An 18,856-nucleotide genomic window follows, 5' to 3' on the forward strand; every position below is an offset into this window, starting at 1 on the left:
TCTAGCACGGCCGCGCGCACGGGGGAACACGGCGCGTCGCTTCCGGCCCGCGGAGACCGCCGGCCCCACCGGCCACCAGCGGCCCGCTCGGCCCGAGCGCCCCGGGCTCACCAGGGCCTCGGGGCCGGGGGTCAGGCGGCGCGCCCGGCGTCGCGGGCCAGGGCGGTGAGGCGGGAGATGGCCCGGAAGTACTTCTTGCGGTAGCCGCCTGCGAGCATCTCCTCGCTGAAGACGCGGTCGAAGGGCTCGCCGGAGGCCATGACGGGGACCTCCCGGTCGTAGAGCCGGTCGGCGAGGACGACCAGGCGCAGGGCGGTGGCCTGGTCCTCCACCGGGCGGACGCCGCGCAGGAAGACCGCCTCGACGCCGTCGCAGAGCGCCCCGTAGCGGCTGGGGTGGACCCGGGCGAGGTGGGCGAGGAGGGCGTCGAAGTCGTCCAGGGAGGCGCCTGGGGTGCGGCCCGCGGCGGCGGTCACCTCGTCGGCGGTGTACGGCTGCGTGGCCTTCGGCAGGCCCCGGTGGCGGTAGTCCTCACCGTCGATGCGCAGGGAGCGGAAGCGGGCGGACAGGCCCTGGATCTCGCGCATGAAGTCGGCGGCCGCGAAACGGCCCTCGCCGAGCTTGCCGGGCAGGGTGTTGGAGGTCGCGGCCAGTCTGACTCCGGCGTCGGCCAGCCTGCCCAGCAGGGTCGAGACGAGCACGGTGTCGCCGGGGTCGTCGAGTTCGAACTCGTCGATGCAGACCAGCCGGTGGCCGCTGAGCGCCTGAACGGCCTGCTGGAAACCGAGGGCGCCGACGAGGTTGGTCAGCTCCACGAAGGTGCCGAAGGCCTTCTGCTCGCGCGGCGCGGGCGCGGCGTGCCACAGCGAGGCGAGCAGATGGGTCTTGCCCACGCCGTAGCCGCCGTCGAGGTAGACGCCGCCGGGGCCGGCCGGGGCGGACGGCGCGGCCTGCCGCCGGAACCATCTCTTGCGGCCGCCGCCGTCGGCGGCGCCGAGCCCCTCCGCGAAGGCCCGCAGCGCCCCGACGGCCTCGGACTGGCTGGGCTGCTTCGGGTCCGGGAGGTAGTTGTCGAAGCGTACGGAGTCGAAGCGCGGCGGCGGCACCATCTCCGCCACCAGCCGGTCCGCGGGGACGTGCGGCTCGCGTCCGCTCAGCGACACGGGCGGCGTCCCGCCGGGTATCGGACTGGATTCTTGCGCGGCGGCGAAGGACGAGGACACAGCACTCCAGCCTAGTGCCTCACCCGGGCTTTCCCCGCCGAGGTGTGGCCGCCCCCACCGCGCGGGGCCGTGGAAGACTGCAGCCATGCGCCGCCTCTTCCCCGCACCCGCACCCGCCGAGACCCTCGACACGCCCGAGGCACTGGCCGACGCGTACGCGTACCCCGAGCCTGCCGGCGGGGCGCCCTGGCTGCGAGCGAACATGGTGTCGTCGCTGGACGGCGCGGCACGGCACGACGGCCGCTCCCAGCCGCTGTCCTCGGACGCCGACATGCGGGTCTTCGGAGTGCTGCGGGCCCTGGCCGACGTCGTGGTCGTCGGCGCGGAGACGGTGCGGCAGGAGGGCTACCGCCCGGCCCGCGCCCGGGAGGCCTTCGCCGGCCGCCGGGCCGCGGCGGGGCAGGGTCCGGCCGCCGCGATCGCCGTGGTGAGCGCCCGGCTCGACCTGGACTTCTCGCTGCCCCTGTTCACCGAGCCGCTGGTGCCGACGCTCCTGCTGACCGGCGAGGACGCCCCGGCCGACCGGGTGGCGGCGGCCGAGGCCGCGGGGGCGCGGGTCGTGCGGGCCGGCTCCGGCACGGGCGTGGAGCCGGCCCGCGTGGTGCGCGAGCTGACCGCACTCGGGCTGCGCCGGATGCTGACCGAGGGCGGGCCGCGGCTGCTCGCCCAGTTCGCCGCGGCCGGGGTGGTCGACGAGCTGTGTCTGACGCTCGCGCCGCTGTTGACCGCGGGGAACGCCATGCGCATCATGAACGGCCCCGGCATCCCCGACCCCGCCCGGTACCGCCCGCTGTCGGTCCTGGAGGAGGACGGCTTCCTGTTCACCCGCTACGTACGCGACTGACCGCCCCGAGGACCGACCGGGGCGCGCCCGCCTCACCCGGATGGCGCGGTGCCCGCGCCGCGCGGACGCCGCGTGCCGGGGTGCGGGAACAATGTCCCCACGTGCCCCGCGTCCTACGGGGCAGGATGGTTTCCGTGGCAGGCCCGACGGCCCGCGAGAGAGAAGGAAGCGTCCGTGTTCACGACCGTACTCATGATCGAGCAGCCCCTCGTACCCGCCGACGTGGAACTGGTCACCTCGCTCCACGGCGACGAGCCCGTCTCCTTCGTCGTCCTCATGCAGCCCCGAGGCGACCAGGACCGGCTGCTGCGGGCCATCGACGACGTCGCCCTGGGCGAACTGGACAAGGCCGTCCACGAGCCCGACCGCCCGGAGGGCGACGAGGCGCTGCTGCCGGCCGAGCGCGCGCTGAACCACAGCCTGGCCGCGCTGCGCGAGGCGGGCTGTGAGGCCGTCGGCGAGGTGGTCGAGCGGCACCCCATCGAGTTGCTCGCCTCGGTGGTCGAGCAGACCCACGCCGACGAGGTGATCGTGCTGACCGCCCCGCACCTGGTGGAGGAGTTCTTCCACCGCGACTGGACGTCCCGGGCCCGGCACAGGGTCGGCGTGCCGGTGCTGAAGCTGTTCGCGCACAACGCGGAGGACTGAGCGGACCGGGACGGCCGCGACTGGTGGAAGAATCGGGCACGGCCGACCACCGACCCCATGATCTGCAGGGAGCACCGCGCATGAGCCCCACCCTTCCCCCCGGCATGGACCGCCCGCACTTCATCGGGATCGGCGGGGCCGGGATGTCGGGGATCGCGAAGATCCTGACCCAGCGCGGCGCCGCCGTCGCGGGCAGCGACGCGAAGGACTCCGACACCGCGCGTGCGCTGCGCGAGCTGGGCGCGGCCGTCCACATCGGGCACCTCGCGGCCCACCTCGCGCCCGACGCGACCTGCGTCGTCGTCTCCAGCGCCATCCGCGACGACAACCCGGAGCTGGTGGCGGCCCGCGAGCGCGGCGTCCCGGTGGTGCACCGCTCGGACGCGCTGGCGGCGCTGATGCGGGGCTCACGTCCGATCGCGGTGGCGGGCACGCACGGCAAGACCACCACCACCTCCATGCTCGCGGTCAGCCTGGCGGCGCTGGGTCTGGACCCGTCGTACGCCATCGGCGGGGACCTGGACGCACCGGGCTCCAACGCCCACCACGGCACCGGCGAGATCTTCGTGGCGGAGGCGGACGAGAGCGACCGTAGCTTCCAGAAGTACGACCCCGAGGTCGCGATCGTGCTGAACGTGGAACTCGACCACCACGCGAACTACGCGTCGATGGAGGAGATCCACGAGTCCTTCGAGGTCTTCGTCGGCAAGATCGTCCCCGGCGGCACCCTGGTCGTCGGCGAGCACGCCGGAGCGCGCGAGCTGGCCGCCCGCGTGGCGGGCCGGGAGGGGCTGACCGTCGTGCGCGTCGGCGAGGACGAGGAGGCCGACGTGCGCATCCTGCGGGTCGCGCCGCACGGGATGGCCAGCGAGGTCACCGTCCGCCTCGGCGGCGAGGAGCACACCTTCACCGTCTCCGTGCCCGGCCGGCACTACGCCCACAACGCGGTCGCCGCCCTCGCCGCGGCCGTCGCGCTGGGCGTCCCGGCGAGCGGCCTGGCCAAGGCGCTCGGCACATACACCGGGGTGAAGCGCCGGCTGCAGACCAAGGGGACCGCCGGCGGCGTCCAGGTCATCGACTCCTACGCCCACCACCCCACCGAGATGACCGCCGACCTGCAGGCCCTGCGCGAGGCGGTGGGCGACCGGCGCATCATCGTGGTCTTCCAGCCGCACCTGTTCAGCCGCACGCAGGAGCTGGGCTCCGAGATGGGCCGGGCCCTCGCGCTGGCCGACGCCTCCGTGGTGCTGGACATCTACCCGGCCCGCGAGGACCCGATCCCCGGCATCACCAGCGACCTCATCATCGCGGCGGCCGGCGCCGCGGGCGCCGACGTCGCCGCGGAGCACGACAAGGACGCGATCCCCGAGGTCGTCGCCGGAATGGCCAAGCCAGGCGACCTTGTTCTCACCATGGGCGCGGGCGACGTGACCGATCTCGGTCCGCGCATTCTCGCGCGCCTGGAGAACTGAGGAGAGGGAGGACCATGGGGTACGAAGTCGACAAGTCCGAGGAGCAGTGGCGCCAGGAGCTGACGCCGCAGGAGTACGCCGTCCTGCGCCAGGCGGGCACGGAGCGTCCCTTCACGGGTGAGTACACCGACACCACGACCCGAGGTGTCTACGCGTGCCGTGCCTGTGGTGCCGAACTGTTCACCTCGGACACGAAGTTCGAGTCGCACTGCGGCTGGCCGTCCTTCTACGACCCGAAGGACAGCAAGGCCGTCGAACTGATCGAGGACCGCTCGATGGGCATGGTCCGCACCGAGGTCCGCTGCTCGCGGTGCGGTTCCCATCTGGGCCACGTCTTCGAGGGCGAGGGGTACGACACCCCGACCGACCAGCGCTACTGCATCAACTCGATCTCGCTGCGGCTGGCTCCCGTGGCGGACTGATCACGAAATCCGACGGATACGCCCCTCGCGTGGGCTCGCGCGCCGCGCGGGGCGCGTCCGTCGACTCCCCGCCCGCCGGGTGGCAACGTGGCCGGGCATGGAACACCACGTACGGGCCAGGTTGCTGCTGGCCAGCGCCACCATGCTCTTCGTCGAACTGGCGCTGATCCGGTGGGCGGGCGCGAACGTCGTCCATCTGAGCTACTTCTCCAACTTCATCCTGCTCGGCTCGTTCCTGGGGATCGGGTTGGGCTTCCTGATCCCCAAGGACCGCGGCCGGTGGCTCAAGCGGTGGGCGCCGCTGCCGCTCGCCGTGCTCGTGGTGCTGGTGCGGGAGTTCCCCGTCCAGGTGCGGCAGAGCAGCGGCGACATCATCTACTTCACGGCGGTGAAGACCACCGGGCTGCCGCAGTGGGTGACGCTGCCGGTGATCTTCCTGCTGGTGGCGGTCGCCATGACGGCGATCGGCAAGATCACCGCTGATCTGTTCCGGCAACTGCCCTCGCTGGAGGCGTACCGCTGGGACCTGCTCGGTTCGCTGACCGGTTCGGCGGCCTTCGCCGGGCTGTCGTGGCTGCGCGCGCCGTCCGTGGCGTGGGGGCTGATCGCCGCGGCGGCGCTGCTGGTCCTCGGCGGCCGACGGAACACGACGCGCTACGCGCTGCCGCTGGCGGCCATGGTCACGGCGCTGCTCTTCGAGTCGCTGGCGCCAGGGGTCTCCTGGTCCCCGTACTACAAGATCGAGCTGACCCGGCCCGAACCGGGTACCAGCTCGCGGACGTACAAGATCGCCGCCAACGGGGTCCCGCACCAGAGCATCGCGCCGCTGAGCGTGCTCCAGAAGCCCGGTTCGCCGTACGAGCAGGCCTACCGGGAGACCCCGGACAACCCGCACGGCAAGGTGCTGGTCATCGGCGCGGGCAACGGCAACGACGTCGCCGTCGCGCTGGCCAACGGGGCGCAGTACGTGGACGCCGTCGAGATCGACCCGAGGCTGCAGGAGATCGGGGCGAAACTGCACCCCGCGCGGCCGTACGACGATCCGCGGGTGCACGTCCACATCAACGACGGCCGGGCCTTCCTGGAGCGGACGAACGCGAAGTACGACCTGATCGTGCTCGCGCTGCCGGACTCGCTGACGCTGGTGTCGGGGGCGAGCAACCTGCGACTGGAGAGCTACCTGTTCACCAAGCAGGCCTTCGAGTCGGCCCGCGACCACCTCGCGCCCGGCGGCGCGTTCGCCATGTACAACTACTACCGGCAGCAATGGCTGATCGACCGCTTCGCCGGAAGCCTGGACCAGGTCTTCGGGCACGCGCCGTGCATGACGGAGTACAGCAAGCGCGCCGCGGTGCTCGTGGCGGGGCTGACGCCGGCGGACCAGAGCTGCGGGACGGTCTGGCGGGCGAGCGGGGCGGTGCCTCCGCCGGCCGACGACGACCACCCCTTCCCGTATCTCCTGAACCGCACCGTGCCGAGCCTCTACCTCGGCGCGCTCGGCCTGATCCTGCTGGTCACCGTGATCTCGGTGCGGCTGACCGGGGTACGGCTGCGCGGGACGCTGCGCTACGCCGACATGTTCCTGCTGGGCGCGGCCTTCATGCTGCTGGAGACGAAGAACGTCATCGGCTTCGCGCTGTACTTCGGCACCACCTGGCTGGTGAACGCGCTGGTCTTCATCGGGGTGCTGCTGGCGGTGCTGGCCGCCGTGGAGGTACGGCGCCGCATGCGCCGGGTCAACCAGACGGCGCTGCAGATCCTGCTCTTCGTCACCCTCGCCGTCGGCTGGCTCGTCCCCGCGCAGGCCGTGCTGTCACTGCCCTTCGCGGCACGGCTGGCGGCGGCCGTCGCACTCGCCTTCGCACCGATCTTCTGCGCCAACCTGATCTTCTCCGACCGCCTCGCCCAGGCGCCCGACCCGACCTCCGCCTTCGGCGCCAACCTCCTGGGCGCCCTGACCGGCGGCACCCTGGAGTACCTGGCGCTGCTCACCGGCTACCGGGCGCTGCTGGTCCTGGTGGCCGTGCTGTACGCAGGGGCCTGCGTGGTGATGCGCCTGACGGGCGGCGGGGGCCCCGGGGACGGAGCGGACGGCGCCGACGGCGCGGGGAAGACCGGACAGGACGCGGCGGCGAGCGGAAAACGGCTGGTGCGCGAGCGTCCCGCCACCGCACCATGACGGATGGCGGGGCGCTGCTCATCAGGCACTCCCTCGGCAGCCGCCGCGCCGGCTTCGCCACCGTGCGCGGCGAGGAGACCGGCTCGGCGTCCACGCAGCCACCCGCCGCGGCCCGGACCCCGAGCGGGCCGCGGCGGGTGCGGGCGGGGCGGTGACCCTGTGGGCGGCCTGCCGCGCGGGTCTCGGCATGAATCCGGCCGACCCGAAGGCGGCGGTGTTCGCGATGTCGTTCCTGCGGTAGTTCGTGCCCCCGGCGCGGCCGCGCTGCCCGCGATGGCGGGGCTCGCCGCGCCGTGGGCGGTCTTCGAGGTCGGCTACTACGGCGGCTGTGTCCGGTTCGTCGACCGTCGGAGAGCCGTGTTCGACCGTGTCGCGGCGCGGCGCCGCCCGGAGGCGGTCTCGGGCGGGGCTTGTGGCACTTCGCCTGCGGAGGTCGACACCGCGCAGCGCCCGCCGCCCGCGCCCCCGTACCGGCGGCCGACCTCCTCCAGGCGCACGTCAGTTGGACGGCTGGTGGGGCCTGGACTCGCTCGGCCGGACGATGACGAAGCCCTCCCCCTGCAGCATCAGCTGCACGGCCTCGCCCGACCCGCCGCGCAGCATCGAGCCGAAGCTCTGCGAGCGGTGCAGCGAGGTCTGCAGCTGAGCGCTCCAGCCCACGACGGCGTCGGTGTCGACGTACACCGGGGCCTGCGGGGTGACCGGGATGACGATCGGGTTGCCCTCGCACATGACGCCGAGGCGGCCGTGCCCGGTGAAGACGCTGTTGAACAGGCCGCCGCCGGCCATGCCCGCGCCCTTCACGACCCTTATGTCGTAGGAGAGGGTCGAGTCGAAGACCAGCACGTTGCGGCCGTTGATGGTGAGGCTGTCGCCGGGGTCGATGTCGATGACGAAGCAGTTGGCGGCCTCGTGCGCGAACCAGGCCTCGCCCTGGCCGCGGACCGCCATCAGGGGCAGGCCTTCACCGGTGAAGGCCCGCTTGAGGAACGTGCCGACGCCCTGGCCCTTCACCTCGAACTGCAGGTTGCCGCGGAAGGCGATCATCGAGCCCTGGCGGGCCAGGCACTCGCCGTTGACCGCGTACTTGATCGACTTGGCATTCTGAAGGGTCATGCCGGGCGAGGTGGCCGGCTGCGCCGTGTTCTCGGTCGCGAAGAGGTCGCTGCGCATCCCGGCATCCTGGCCCGGAAGGATCGGCTCCGACAAGCCCTCCGGGCGGCGGGTGGCAGACTGTCGAGGTGACAACCGATCCTCGCGACGCCGCACCCCAGTTCGTCCTGCCCCTGGTCGTCCGCATCGAGCGGGCCGCCCCGCCGGCGCGCACCGACGCGTTGGAGACGGCCGCACGGGCCGTGCTCCTGCTGCGCTCCGACGAGCGCGTCACCGCCGTCGGCGGGGAGTGGGCCGAGGCGGTACGGGGTTGGGAGGACGCCCGCATCCGCAAGGTCGTGCGGCGGGCGCGCGGCGCCGAGTGGCGGCGGGCCGAGGCGCTGCCCGGCATCACCGTCACCGGCAAGTCCGCCGAGGTCCGGGTCTTCCCGCCGGTGCCGCTGGACGGCTGGCCCAAGGATCTGGCGCGCCTGCAGGTGTCCGGCACGGAGCTGGAGGACCCGGAGGCCCCCGCCGCGGCGGACCGCGGGACGCCGGTGCTCTGGCTCAACCCCGGGGTGGCGATGTCGGCCGGCAAGGCCATGGCCCAGGCCGGGCACGGAGCCCAGCTCGCCTGGCTCGCGCTGTCCCCCGCCGAGCGCGGGCACTGGCGTGACGCGGGCTTCCCGCTGGCGGTGCGCACGGCGTCGCCGGCCGAGTGGGAGGCGCTCACCGCGTCCGGGCTGCCCGTGGTGCGGGACGCCGGGTTCACCGAGATCGCACCTGGCTCGTCCACCGTCGTCGCGGACCACCCCGCGCTGCGCCGCTGAGCACCACCGGGCCCCGACGCGGCGCACCGGCGGTGCGCACCGCGTCGCCGGCCGACCGGGAGGCGCTCACCGCGTCCGGGCTGCCCAAGCTCAGATCGAGCTCTGAAAGGTGCTTCTCGGCGGTTGAGCGGCTCCGCGCCGGGCGAGAACCCCGGCAGGAGGAAGGGGGCCCCATGGAGCACGCGCGTCTGGGGACGGGCATCGGCTGGCGGCCGGAGATCGCGGCGGCGGTCGAGGCGCTCGCGGAGGCCGGTCGCGTCGACTGGGTCGAGGCGGTCGCCGAGAACGTGTGCCCCGGCCACCTCCCGGACTCCCTGCTGCGGCTGCGCGAGCGGGGTGTCACGGTCGTCCCGCACGGTGTCTCGCTCGGCCTCGGGGGCGCCGAGCGGCCCGGCCCGGACCGGCTGGCCGCGCTCGCGCGGCGCGCGGAGGCCCTGGGCGCTCCGCTGGTCACCGAGCACATCGCCTTCGTGCGCGGCGGCGGGGAGCTCACCGGCTCGGCGCGCCTGGAGGCGGGACACCTGCTGCCCGTGCCGCGGACCCGGGACGCGCTGGACGTGCTGTGCGAGAACGTGCGCATCGCGCAGGAGGCGCTGCCGGTGCCGCTGGCGCTGGAGAACATCGCGGCGCTGCTGGCCTGGCCGGACGAGGAGATGAGCGAGGGCGCCTTCCTCGCCGAACTCGTCGAGCGGACCGGGGTGCGTCTGCTCGTCGACGTCGCCAATCTGCACACCAACCACGTCAACCGCGGCGAGGATCCCCTCGCGGCGCTCGACGCGCTGCCGGTGCACGCCATCGCCTACGTCCACGTGGCGGGCGGCGTCGAGAAGGACGGTGTGTGGCACGACAGCCACGCGCACCCCGTCCCCGGGGCCGTGCTGGACGTGCTGGCGGCGCTGTACGAGCGGGCCTGCCCGCCCGGTGTGCTGCTGGAGCGCGACGACGACTTCCCCGCGGGCGCGGAGTTGGACGCCGAACTGAGCGCGATACGCCGCGTGGTGGACGCCGGAACGGGCGGGCGCGCGGGCGGGCTCACGGACGAAACGCCGGCCGTGTCCGGGGAGCCCGGGGGACCCCGGGGCCCTGCGGCGTCCGAAGCGGCCCGCCAGCGCCTCGCGCTGGAGCAGACCGCGCTGCTGTCCGCACTCGTGGCCGGGACACCGGTGCCGGAGGGCTTCGACCGGGTCCGGATCGGCGTGCAGCGCCGCGCGCTGGCCGCGAAGCGCGCCGGCATCGTGGCCAAGGCGGCTCCGGAGCTGCCGGAGATCCTGGGGGCCGCGTACCGGCCGGCGTTCCTGCGCTACGCCGCGGTACAGCCGCTCACCGGCGGCTACCGCCGCGATGCCCTGGACTTCGCCGCGTACGTCCTCGACGGCCGGGGCGGTGCCCATGACCCCGTGGCCGCCCGGCGGCTGGCCGCGTGGTGGCGGGAGCGGTCGGGTCCGGCGCCGCTCCCCGCCTGGCGCTCCTGGCTGGGCGGACGGGTCCTCCCGGCGCCACGACAGCCCGCACCCGCATTGATCCGCATCCGGGAAACGCTCCGTTCGAAGCGGCTGTGAACCTCTCCCCTGCACCTCCCTGCCCGCGGCGGCGGTCGCGGTGGCCGCCCCGGGGGGAGATAGGGGAGCACGGCGTGCCCAGGCCACCAACTCGTGGGTCCTGCCCCGGAGTCAGGTCGTCAGCTGCGTCACGACCCGCCGCGCCTGCAGCTGGCGCGCTGCTGCGGCCGGGGCCGCCTCCCGTACACGGGTGTGCGGGAGGCGGTCACCACGGCGGTGCGACACGGCAGCCGCGACGGGGGCGCGACCCCCGTCCGCTCAGGCCAGACCCGCCACCAGATCCGCCACGGACTTGCGGCGGCCGGTGAAGAACGGCACCTCCTCGCGGACGTGCATACGCGCCTCGGAACCCCGCAGATGGCGCATCAGGTCCACGATGCGGTGCAGCTCGTCGGCCTCGAACGCCAGGATCCACTCGTAGTCGCCCAGCGAGAACGACGCCACGGTGTTCGCCCGCACGTCCGGGTAGTCGCGCGCCATCTTGCCGTGGTCGGCCAGCATGCGGCGGCGGTCCTCGTCGGGGAGGAGGTACCAGTCGTAGGACCGGACGAAGGGGTAGACCGAGACGTAGTCGCGGGGCCTCTCGTCGGCGAGGAAGGCGGGGATGTGGCTCTTGTTGAACTCCGCCGGGCGGTGCAGGGCCATGTTCGACCACACGGGCTCCAGCCGGCGCCCCAGCTCGGTGCGGCGGAAACGGTTGTAGGCGTCCTGGAGGGCGTCGGAGGTCTCCGAGTGCCACCAGATCATCACGTCCGCGTCGGCGCGCAGCCCCGACAGGTCGTACGTGCCGCGGATCGTGACGTCCTTCTCGGCGAGCTGTGCGAAGAGCTCCTCCACCTCCTGCGCGTACCGGGTGCGGTCGTCGGGGAGGACCTCGCGCAGCCGGAACACCGACCAGAGGGTGTAGCGGACGACCTCGTTGAGGTCCTTGGCCCTCTTGCCGACGTTGGGGGCCTTGGCGGGGACGGCGGAAGCAGTGGAGTCGGTCATGGGGCTATTGTCCCGCGTCCGGTTCCACGGCCTGCCGCAGGGTGCCCAGGACCTGCGCCGCCGCGCCGCGCGCGCTCGCGACACAGGCGGGGATGCCCACGCCCTCGGTGAAGGCGCCGCACATCTCCAGGCCGGGCAGTTTCGCGACGTGCTCGCGCAGCCGGGCGACCCGGGCCAGGTGGCCGACCGGGTACTGCGGCAGACCGCCCTCCCAGCGGGTGACCCGGGCCGCGACGGGGGCCGCCGTGAGCCCGACGGCCTCGCCCAGGTCCTCGCGGGACAGGCGGACGAGGTCGGTGTCGTCCCAGGCGAGGTCGGCCTCCTGGCCGTGCCGGCCGATCGAGGTGCGCAGGACGTAGACGTCGGAGTCGGAACCGCCGCTCCAACGCCACTTCTGGCTGGAGAACGTGGACGCCTTGATGGTGCGCCCGTCCACCGGGGGGACGAGGAAACCGCTGCCGGGCAGCGTGTGGGCGACGTCACGGCGCCGGAAGGCCATGGTGACCAGGGCGACGCCGGCGTACTCCACGGCCGACAGCTCCGCGGCGGCCCCCGGTGACTCGGCGGCCAGCAGCTTGGCCGCCACCGGGGCGGGCACGGCGAGCACGACCGCGTCCGCGGCCAGCGTCTCGCGGGCGCCGTCGTGGTCGAAGGCGACCTGCCAGCCGTCCGGGGTACGGCGCAGCGTCCGGACCGGGGCGCCGGTCTCGATGCGGGCCCCGGCGGCGCGGCAGGCCTCGGCGACGGCGAGCGGGAGACGCCCGACGCCGCCGCGGATGCCGGCGAAGACCGGGCCGTCCTGCCGCGCGGCGGCGGCCTTGCGCACGCTCTCACGGACTGCCTCGATCAGGGAACGCCCGCCGCGGGCGGCCTCGTAGAGCTGGGGAATGGCGGCGCGCAGCGAGATCTCGTAGGCGTTGCCCGCGTACACCCCGCCGAGCAGCGGGTCGACGAGCCGGTCGACGACCTCGTGGCCCAGCCGGGAGGCGACGAAGGTGCCCACCGCCACGTCGTCGCCCACCTTGGTGCGCGGCATGAGGTGGTCGAGCGGCAGCCGCGCGAGGCCGGCCGGCGACAGCACACCGGAGGCGGCGAGCGAGCCGAGGTCGCCGGGCACGCCCATGACGCCGCCCTTGGGCATGGGGCGCAGCCGGCCGCGCGTCCACAGGCCGGCGCTCGTCGTGGCGGGCGACTCCAGGTCGTCGCCGAGGCCGACCGCGCGGGCCAGGTCGACGGCCTCGGGGCGGCGGGCCAGGATCGACTCGGCGCCCAGGTCGACCGGGACGCCCGCGATCTCGTCCGCGTACAGCTTCCCGCCCAGGCGCCCGGACGACTCCAGCACGGTCACCCGTGCCGCCCCGCCCTCCAGCAGGAAACGCGCCGCGGCGAGTCCCGAGACCCCGCCGCCCACGACCACCACGTGCCCGGTCCGGGGCTGCGAATTGCTCATGCCTCCACTGTCTCAGACGCCGGAACCAGCCCTGGCCTTGACATCCTCCCCCGCCTCCACCCGCGGCGACGAGTAGCTGCGGCGGCGGCAAGGGGGACCGACTGGTCTTCGAGCGCTCCTGCAGCAGGCACGGTGCCGGGCGCGGCGTCGGCGGCGGCGCCTGCGGAGGGCGACATCCGCTGACCCCGCCGGGGTACTGCCCTGGATGCTGCTGCCAGGCCCCACTTCTCCTGGCCCTGACCGCCGACCAGCGTGAACCGGCAACGCGCGTGCGGAGTTCGTGTCCCTGTCGCATACGGCTCCGCACGCGGTGCAGGTGCGGACGGGGGATCCTCCGAGAGGTGATCGTGACCTTTTCGGGACCCCGGAGCTGAAACCAGCCCCGCGCCTCCCCCGTCGAACCGGCGACAGCCACAACGGACTTCGGGGGGATGCCCTGTGAGCACACCGACCACCGCCCGTCGCAGACCGCTCGCCGCCGCCCTGGGCGCGCTCGCCCTCGCAGCCGCCCTCACCCTGACCGGCTGCGGCGCGGGCGACAGCGCCGACAGCGCGGCGGAGAGCAAGGCCGGAGCCGCCGCTCCCGGCGCGGCCGAGCGGGCCGACGCGCAGACGGCGGAGGATGGCGCGCGGGCGCCTGAGGGCGACGCGCAGAACGCCACCGGCAAGAACCCCGGCGCCGGAGCCGGCGCGGGGACGGCGAGGAACCCGACCCTCGCGCCCTCGTACATCGTGCGCACGGCGACGCTGACGGTCGAGGCCAGGAACGTCCCCGGCGCCGCGGCCAAGGCGCGCACCCTCGTGGAGGGCACGGGCGGCTACGTCGGCAACGAGAGCACCAGCCTGGACGACGACGGCCGCGAGTACTCCACCCTTACCTTCCGTGTTCCGCCCGACGGCTACGACCGCGTGCTGCGGGACCTCTCCGAGCTGGGCACACTGCGCAACCGCAAGGTGGCCGCCGAGGACGTCACCGGCCAGGTCGTGGACGTCGAGAGCCGGCTCAAGACGCAGCGGGCGAGCGTGGCGCGGGTGCGGGAGCTGATGAACCGGGCGACCAAGTTGAGCGACATCGTCGCCCTGGAGAGCGAACTCAGCTCCCGGCAGGCCGACCTGGAGGCGCTCGAGGCCCAGCAGGCGTCGCTCAAGGCCCGTACCGGGATGGCGACGATCACGCTGGAGGTGCAGGAGCCGGCCGTCACGAAGGCGCCGGAGAAGGACGACGGCTTCTGGTCCTCGGTCGGTGACGCCCTCGGCAGCGGCTGGCACGCCTTCTACGTGACGCTGCGGGCGATTCTCGTCGTGCTCGCCATGGTGGCGCCGTTCGCCGCGCTGACCGTCCTCGGGTACCTGGGCTACGGCCTGCTGCGCCGTGTGCTGCCCACGCGGCGCACCGCCGCCGCACCCCTGGAGCCGGTGTCCGTGCCCGCGCCGGCGGGCGCCGGCGACGGCACCGGCGAGGCTCCGCCTCGGGCGTAGCGGCGTACACGGTGGCCCCGCGCCGGCCGGCGCGGGGCCACCGGCGTCAGCGGGCCGTCTCGGTGTGGACGAAGTCCGCGAGGCGGGTCAGGGCGTCGGGGTCCGTGGTGGGCAGGACGCCGTGGCCCAGGTTGAAGATGTGGCCGGGAGCGGCCTCCGCCGAGGCGAGGACCTCGCGGGTCTTCCTCTCGACCGCCTCACGCGGGGCGAAGAGGACCGCGGGGTCCAGGTTGCCCTGGAGCGCCTTGCCGGGACCCACCCTGCGGGCGGCCTCGTCCAGCGGGACCCGCCAGTCGACGCCGACGACGTCCGCGCCGGCCTCGCCCATGAGCCCCAGCAGCTCGCCGGTGCCGACGCCGAAGTGGATGCGGGGCACACCGTGGTCCTCGACGGCGCGGAAGACCTTGGCCGAGGCGGGCATGACGTAGCGCCGGTAGTCCTCGGGGGCGAGCGCGCCGACCCAGGAGTCGAAGAGCTGCACCGCGCTGGCGCCGGCCTCGATCTGCACCTTCAGGAAGGCCGAGGTGATGTCGGCGAGGCGGTCCAGGAGCTCCGCCCACAACTCGGGCTCGCCGTACATCAGGGCCTTGGTGCGCTCGTGGTTGCGCGACGGGCCGCCCTCGACGAGGTAGCTCGCCAGGGTGAAGGGCGCGCCCGCGAAGCCGATCAGCGGGGTCGTGCCGAGTTCACCCGTGAGCATGCCGACCGCCTCGGTGACATAGGCGACGTCGTCCGGCTCGAGGGGCCGCAGCCGCCGCAGATCCTCACGGGTGCGGATGGGCTGCCCGACGACGGGGCCGACGCCCGGCTTGATGTCGAGGTCGAGTCCGATGGCCTTGAGCGGCACCACGATGTCGCTGTAGTAGATCGCCGCGTCGACCTTGTGCCGACGCACGGGCTGCAGCGTGATCTCGGTGACGAGCTCGGGCCGCATGCACGACTCGAGCATGGGGATCCCCTCGCGGACCTTGAGGTACTCGGGGAGGGAACGCCCGGCCTGGCGCATGAACCACACGGGGGTGTGCGGCACGGGCATGCGCCGGCACGCCAGGATGAAGGGGGAAGCAGCGGTCTGCTGGTGCGCACTCACCCCCGAATCTTCGCATGCGCCAAGTGGGCGACCCGCCCGACCGGGTGTCCTCCCTCACCGCAAGCATCCTTCGGCCTACGCTTCCGGGCATGGCAGCGGCTCATGGGCACCTCTCGGACGGGGACGACGCCCCCCTCCCGTTCCAGCACGCGGTAGACGCACTGCTGCGCGCCCGGGTACGGCACGAGGTGGAGCTCGATCCGGTTCCCCCGCCCAAGCGCCTGGCACCGCACGCGTACGCCCTGGAGGCAGCGGTCGTCGTCGACGAGGAGGACCTCGGCGACGGGCGCCTGGTGCTGCTCTACGACCCCGACGGGCAGGAGGGCTGGCACGGTGCGTTCCGTCTGGTCACCCTCGCCCAGGCGGAACTGGAGCCGGAGATCGCGGCGGACCCGCTGCTGCCCGAGGTGAGCTGGTCATGGCTGACCGGCGCCCTGGAGGGCCGCGGCGCGGCCTTCACCGAGGCGGGCGGCACGGTCTCGCGCAGTTCCTCGCACCACTTCGGCGCGCTGGCCGGCCGGGAGGACTCCACCCGCATCGAGATCCGCGCCTCGTGGACGCCGCTCGCGGTGAACGGCGGGGTGCCCGACATGGCCGCCCACATCGCGGCCTGGTGCGACCTGATCTGCACCTGCGCGGGCCTGCCGCCCGCGCCCTCCGAGCCCTCCTGCCCCCCGGCAGGCGGCCCCTCGGTGGTGCCGCTGCCGAAGCGGCGCGGTCCGCAGCAGCCGCGCTGAGGACGGCCGCAGCCGCGCACACAGCCGCACTGAGGACGGCCGCGCCCGCCGGCCGGCCGCTTTACCGTCGTCAACAAGCTCTGACACGCGATGACCGCGATCTTCACACCTTCGATCGACGCTGCTCGACAGCGCGTCCGAATTGCCGGAATTGTTACTAAACAAGTCGTGATCATTCTCTAAAGCCGGGCGAAGTTGCTGCCGAAGGAACCTGTGACCCTTCCAGCCAATGTCCCAGGAGGCCCGGTGTCGGTTCTTCTCGAGCACCCCACAAGCCTGGTCGCCTACCGCCCCAACAAGCCGACGGCGATGGTGGTGGTCGCCGATCCCCGCGTACGTTCCACCGTCACGCGCCACCTGTGGGCGCTCGGGGTGCGCGATGTGATCGAGGCGTCTTCCATCGCCGAGGCCAGGCCCCGGGTGGGCACCCCCCGAGACATCTGCGTCGCCGACGTACACCTCCCCGACGGTTCCGGGCTCACCCTGCTCGCCGAGACCCGTGCCGCGGGCTGGCCCAACGGCCTGGCCCTCTCCGCCGCCGACGACATCGGCGCCGTGCGCAACGCCCTCGCCGGCGGTGTGAAGGGCTACGTCGTCACCGGCACCCGCACCAACCTCGGCATCCCCGGCCGGCCCGGCGCCGTTCCCCTCGGTCCGGCCGGGCAGCGGCTGCAGCGCCGCCCGCCGGGCGCCCCCGGCCACGGCGGCGGGTACCGCGAGCTGTCGGGCCGCGAGGTGGAGGTGCTCCGGCTGGTCGCCGAGGGCCAGTCGAACAAGGCGATCGGCGTCTCCATGGGGCTGTCCGCGCTGACCGTGAAGAGCCACCTCGCCCGGATCGCCCGCAAGCTGGGCACCGGTGACCGCGCGGGCATGGTCGCCGTCGCGCTGCGTACCGGCATCATCCACTGAGCGGCGCCATATCCCGGGTGCACCCGCCGACGGAACGTTCCGTCGGCGGGCTCCTTCCGCACACGGATACTCTTGACTGGTGACCGACGCCCGAGAGACCGCAACAGAAGCACTGCCGGCGCCGGTCCCGCTGCTGGACCCGCGCGAGGGAATCCCGCCGGTGACCGCAAGCCCGGAGGCCCTCGCCGACGTCGTCGCGGCTTTCGCCGCGGGCTCCGGACCTGTCGCCGTCGACGCCGAGCGCGCATCCGGCTACCGCTACGGCCAGCGGGCCTATCTGGTCCAGCTGCGCCGCGCCGGGGCAGGGACCGCGCTGATCGACCCCGTCGCCTGTCCGGATCTGTCGGCGCTGAGCGCCGCGCTCGACGGCACGGAGTGGGTGCTGCACGCCGCCACCCAGGACCTTCCGTGCCTCGACGAGGCGGGCATGCGCCCCACCAGTCTGTTCGACACCGAGCTGGCCGGCCGCCTCGCCGGCTTCGCCCGGGTCGGGCTGGGGGCGATGGTGGAGAACGTCCTCGGCTACGCCTTGGAGAAGGGGCACTCCGCCGTCGACTGGTCCACCCGCCCGCTGCCCGAGCCGTGGCTGCGCTACGCGGCGCTCGACGTCGAGCTCCTGGTGGACCTGCGCGACGCGCTGGAGGAGGAACTGCGCGCGCAAGGCAAGCTGGAATGGGCGTTGCAGGAGTTCGCGGCCATCGCCGCGGCGCCGCCGCCCCCGCCCCGGGTCGACCCCTGGCGCCGCACCTCCGGCATGCACAAGGTGCGCCGGCGCCGCCAGTTGGCGGTCGTGCGCGAGCTGTGGAACCTACGGGACCGCATCGCCCGCGAGCGGGACGTCTCCCCGGGCCGGGTCCTCACCGACGCGGCGATCGTCACCGCGTCGCTGGAGGCCACCCCCAACGCGCACGCGCTCGCCGCGCTCCCCGGGTTCGGGCACCGCATGGGGCGGCGCCAGCTGGAGCAGTGGCAGGCCGCGATCGACCACGCCCGGAGCCTCCCCGAGCGGGACCTGCCGCAGCCCGGCCCCGCCTACGCCGGCCCGCCGCCGCCGCGCGCCTGGGCCGACAAGGACCCGGCCGCGGCCGCACGGCTCTCCGCGGCACGGGCGGCGGTCTCGGCACTGGCGGAGCAGCTGAACCTCCCTCAGGAGAACCTGGTCACCCCGGACACGGTCCGCCGCCTGTGCTGGGCGCCCCCGCGCGATCACGGCCCCGAGTCCGTCGCGGCCTTCCTCCAGGAGGCCGGCGCGCGTCCGTGGCAGGTCGAGCTCACGACGCCGATCCTCACGGCGGCACTGGCGGCGGCGCCCTCCGCGTAACCCGGAGGGTGCCCCCTGCGGCCGGGGCTGCCCCCCCACCCGGGCGGTCAGTGACCGCCTCGCGCGGTCGTTGCGGGTCGGGGCCGCGCCGGGGTACGCCCCGGGCCTTCGGCCGGGGCGCCCCCACCTCGGCGCGCCGGCGGCGCCGCCCCACGACGTTCGGCCCCGGCACCCGACCGCTCGTCGCCTGCCGGGGCACCACCCGCCACACCCCCTCGTGCCATGGGGGTTCGGAGACGGTCCGGGGTCGCCCGAAGTGCCTTGCCGACTCTCTACCGGCCATCATGCGACCACACAACGGGAGGGGTGTGGAAACGGTGGTCGCAGGTTGTCGACCAGCCGGGTCTCTGAAGGCGTTTTCGAAGGCTCGGGGCCCTTACGGCGGCCCTGCCCGGCGATCTCCGGCTAGCGACGGGTTTCTTGGCTTTGTCCACGAGAACGGGAGTTGTCTGTCGATGAGCGCGGGAGGCACCCCGAAGGCGGCCAGTCGATGCTCACCAATTCGGGAGGCACCCGCCGCTGACCTGATGGGTACATGTACCCCGGACTCCAGGCGCCGAGCGTTGTGAACCGTGCTGCCGAGATCGTCACCAGCTACAACCAGGCTGGCG

16 protein-coding genes are annotated in these 18,856 nt (G+C 73.9%); 11 read left to right on the plus strand and 5 right to left on the minus strand.

Features of this window, described 5'->3' with window-relative positions; genetic code table 11:
- Positions 1 to 131: 131 nt before the first annotated feature.
- Positions 132 to 1,223 (minus strand): cell division protein ZapE, encoded by a 1,092-nt coding sequence (zapE, locus tag AC3ET4_RS07990; protein WP_431947422.1) that lies wholly within the window; start codon positions 1,221 to 1,223, stop codon positions 132 to 134.
- An 85-nt stretch (positions 1,224 to 1,308) separates the two neighbouring features.
- Here zapE and AC3ET4_RS07995 point away from each other — a divergent pair, with 85 nt between their 5' ends.
- The 5 genes from AC3ET4_RS07995 to AC3ET4_RS08015 all read left to right on the plus strand — a co-directional run bounded on the left by AC3ET4_RS07995 (position 1,309) and on the right by AC3ET4_RS08015 (position 6,788).
- Positions 1,309 to 2,067, plus strand: a complete 759-nt coding sequence (locus AC3ET4_RS07995; RefSeq protein ID WP_431947424.1) for a pyrimidine reductase family protein — start codon at positions 1,309 to 1,311, stop codon at positions 2,065 to 2,067.
- A gap of 174 nt (positions 2,068 to 2,241) precedes the next feature.
- Positions 2,242 to 2,715, plus strand: coding sequence for an indole-3-glycerol phosphate synthase (locus AC3ET4_RS08000; protein ID WP_431947426.1), 474 nt, complete (start codon positions 2,242 to 2,244; stop codon positions 2,713 to 2,715).
- Between the two features lie 80 nt (positions 2,716 to 2,795).
- On the plus strand, positions 2,796 to 4,187 hold the full coding sequence (murC, locus tag AC3ET4_RS08005) for a UDP-N-acetylmuramate--L-alanine ligase (protein ID WP_431947428.1): 1,392 nt from the start codon (positions 2,796 to 2,798) through the stop codon (positions 4,185 to 4,187).
- 14 nt (positions 4,188 to 4,201) lie between these two features.
- Positions 4,202 to 4,609, plus strand: coding sequence for a peptide-methionine (R)-S-oxide reductase MsrB (msrB, locus tag AC3ET4_RS08010; RefSeq protein ID WP_431947430.1), 408 nt, complete (start codon positions 4,202 to 4,204; stop codon positions 4,607 to 4,609).
- A gap of 97 nt (positions 4,610 to 4,706) precedes the next feature.
- Positions 4,707 to 6,788, plus strand: coding sequence for a spermidine synthase (locus AC3ET4_RS08015; RefSeq protein WP_431947432.1), 2,082 nt, complete (start codon positions 4,707 to 4,709; stop codon positions 6,786 to 6,788).
- A 498-nt stretch (positions 6,789 to 7,286) separates the two neighbouring features.
- Here the strand turns inward: AC3ET4_RS08015 and AC3ET4_RS08020 are convergent, their stop codons facing one another.
- A complete protein-coding gene (locus tag AC3ET4_RS08020; RefSeq protein WP_431947434.1) occupies positions 7,287 to 7,961 on the minus strand; it encodes an AIM24 family protein in 675 nt (224 codons plus the stop codon).
- A 68-nt stretch (positions 7,962 to 8,029) separates the two neighbouring features.
- On the opposite strand from AC3ET4_RS08020, the gene AC3ET4_RS08025 reads away from it, so the two are divergent.
- Both AC3ET4_RS08025 and AC3ET4_RS08030 read left to right on the plus strand, forming a co-directional pair.
- Entirely contained in the window at positions 8,030 to 8,710 is a 681-nt protein-coding gene (locus tag AC3ET4_RS08025) for an aminoacyl-tRNA hydrolase (RefSeq protein WP_431947436.1), read from the plus strand.
- A 173-nt stretch (positions 8,711 to 8,883) separates the two neighbouring features.
- Positions 8,884 to 10,269, plus strand: coding sequence for an MbnB/TglH/ChrH family RiPP precursor modification enzyme (locus AC3ET4_RS08030; protein WP_431947438.1), 1,386 nt, complete (start codon positions 8,884 to 8,886; stop codon positions 10,267 to 10,269).
- 258 nt (positions 10,270 to 10,527) lie between these two features.
- Here AC3ET4_RS08030 and hemQ read toward each other — a convergent pair whose 3' ends face one another.
- Positions 10,528 to 11,259: a hydrogen peroxide-dependent heme synthase gene (gene hemQ / locus AC3ET4_RS08035; RefSeq protein WP_431947440.1), complete on the minus strand. Its 732-nt coding sequence runs from the start codon at positions 11,257 to 11,259 to the stop codon at positions 10,528 to 10,530.
- Positions 11,260 to 11,263: 4 nt separating this feature from the next.
- The gene (gene hemG / locus AC3ET4_RS08040; protein ID WP_431947442.1) at positions 11,264 to 12,709 is read right to left on the minus strand and encodes a protoporphyrinogen oxidase; all 1,446 of its coding nucleotides are present in this window, start codon (positions 12,707 to 12,709) and stop codon (positions 11,264 to 11,266) included.
- Between the two features lie 438 nt (positions 12,710 to 13,147).
- On the opposite strand from hemG, the gene AC3ET4_RS08045 reads away from it, so the two are divergent.
- A complete protein-coding gene (locus tag AC3ET4_RS08045) occupies positions 13,148 to 14,188 on the plus strand; it encodes a DUF4349 domain-containing protein (RefSeq protein WP_431947444.1) in 1,041 nt (346 codons plus the stop codon).
- A 46-nt stretch (positions 14,189 to 14,234) separates the two neighbouring features.
- Here the strand turns inward: AC3ET4_RS08045 and hemE are convergent, their stop codons facing one another.
- Positions 14,235 to 15,278, minus strand: coding sequence for a uroporphyrinogen decarboxylase (gene hemE / locus AC3ET4_RS08050; protein WP_431947446.1), 1,044 nt, complete (start codon positions 15,276 to 15,278; stop codon positions 14,235 to 14,237).
- A gap of 89 nt (positions 15,279 to 15,367) precedes the next feature.
- On the opposite strand from hemE, the gene AC3ET4_RS08055 reads away from it, so the two are divergent.
- From AC3ET4_RS08055 to AC3ET4_RS08065, 3 genes are all read left to right on the plus strand, one after another.
- Positions 15,368 to 16,015 (plus strand): DUF3000 domain-containing protein, encoded by a 648-nt coding sequence (locus AC3ET4_RS08055; protein WP_431947448.1) that lies wholly within the window; start codon positions 15,368 to 15,370, stop codon positions 16,013 to 16,015.
- Positions 16,016 to 16,261: 246 nt separating this feature from the next.
- Entirely contained in the window at positions 16,262 to 16,924 is a 663-nt protein-coding gene (locus AC3ET4_RS08060) for a response regulator transcription factor (RefSeq protein WP_018563211.1), read from the plus strand.
- 79 nt (positions 16,925 to 17,003) lie between these two features.
- Positions 17,004 to 18,245, plus strand: a complete 1,242-nt coding sequence (locus tag AC3ET4_RS08065) for an HRDC domain-containing protein (RefSeq protein WP_431947451.1) — start codon at positions 17,004 to 17,006, stop codon at positions 18,243 to 18,245.
- The last annotated feature ends 611 nt before the right edge of the window (positions 18,246 to 18,856 follow it).

The organism is Actinacidiphila sp. bgisy167, assembly GCF_057707665.1.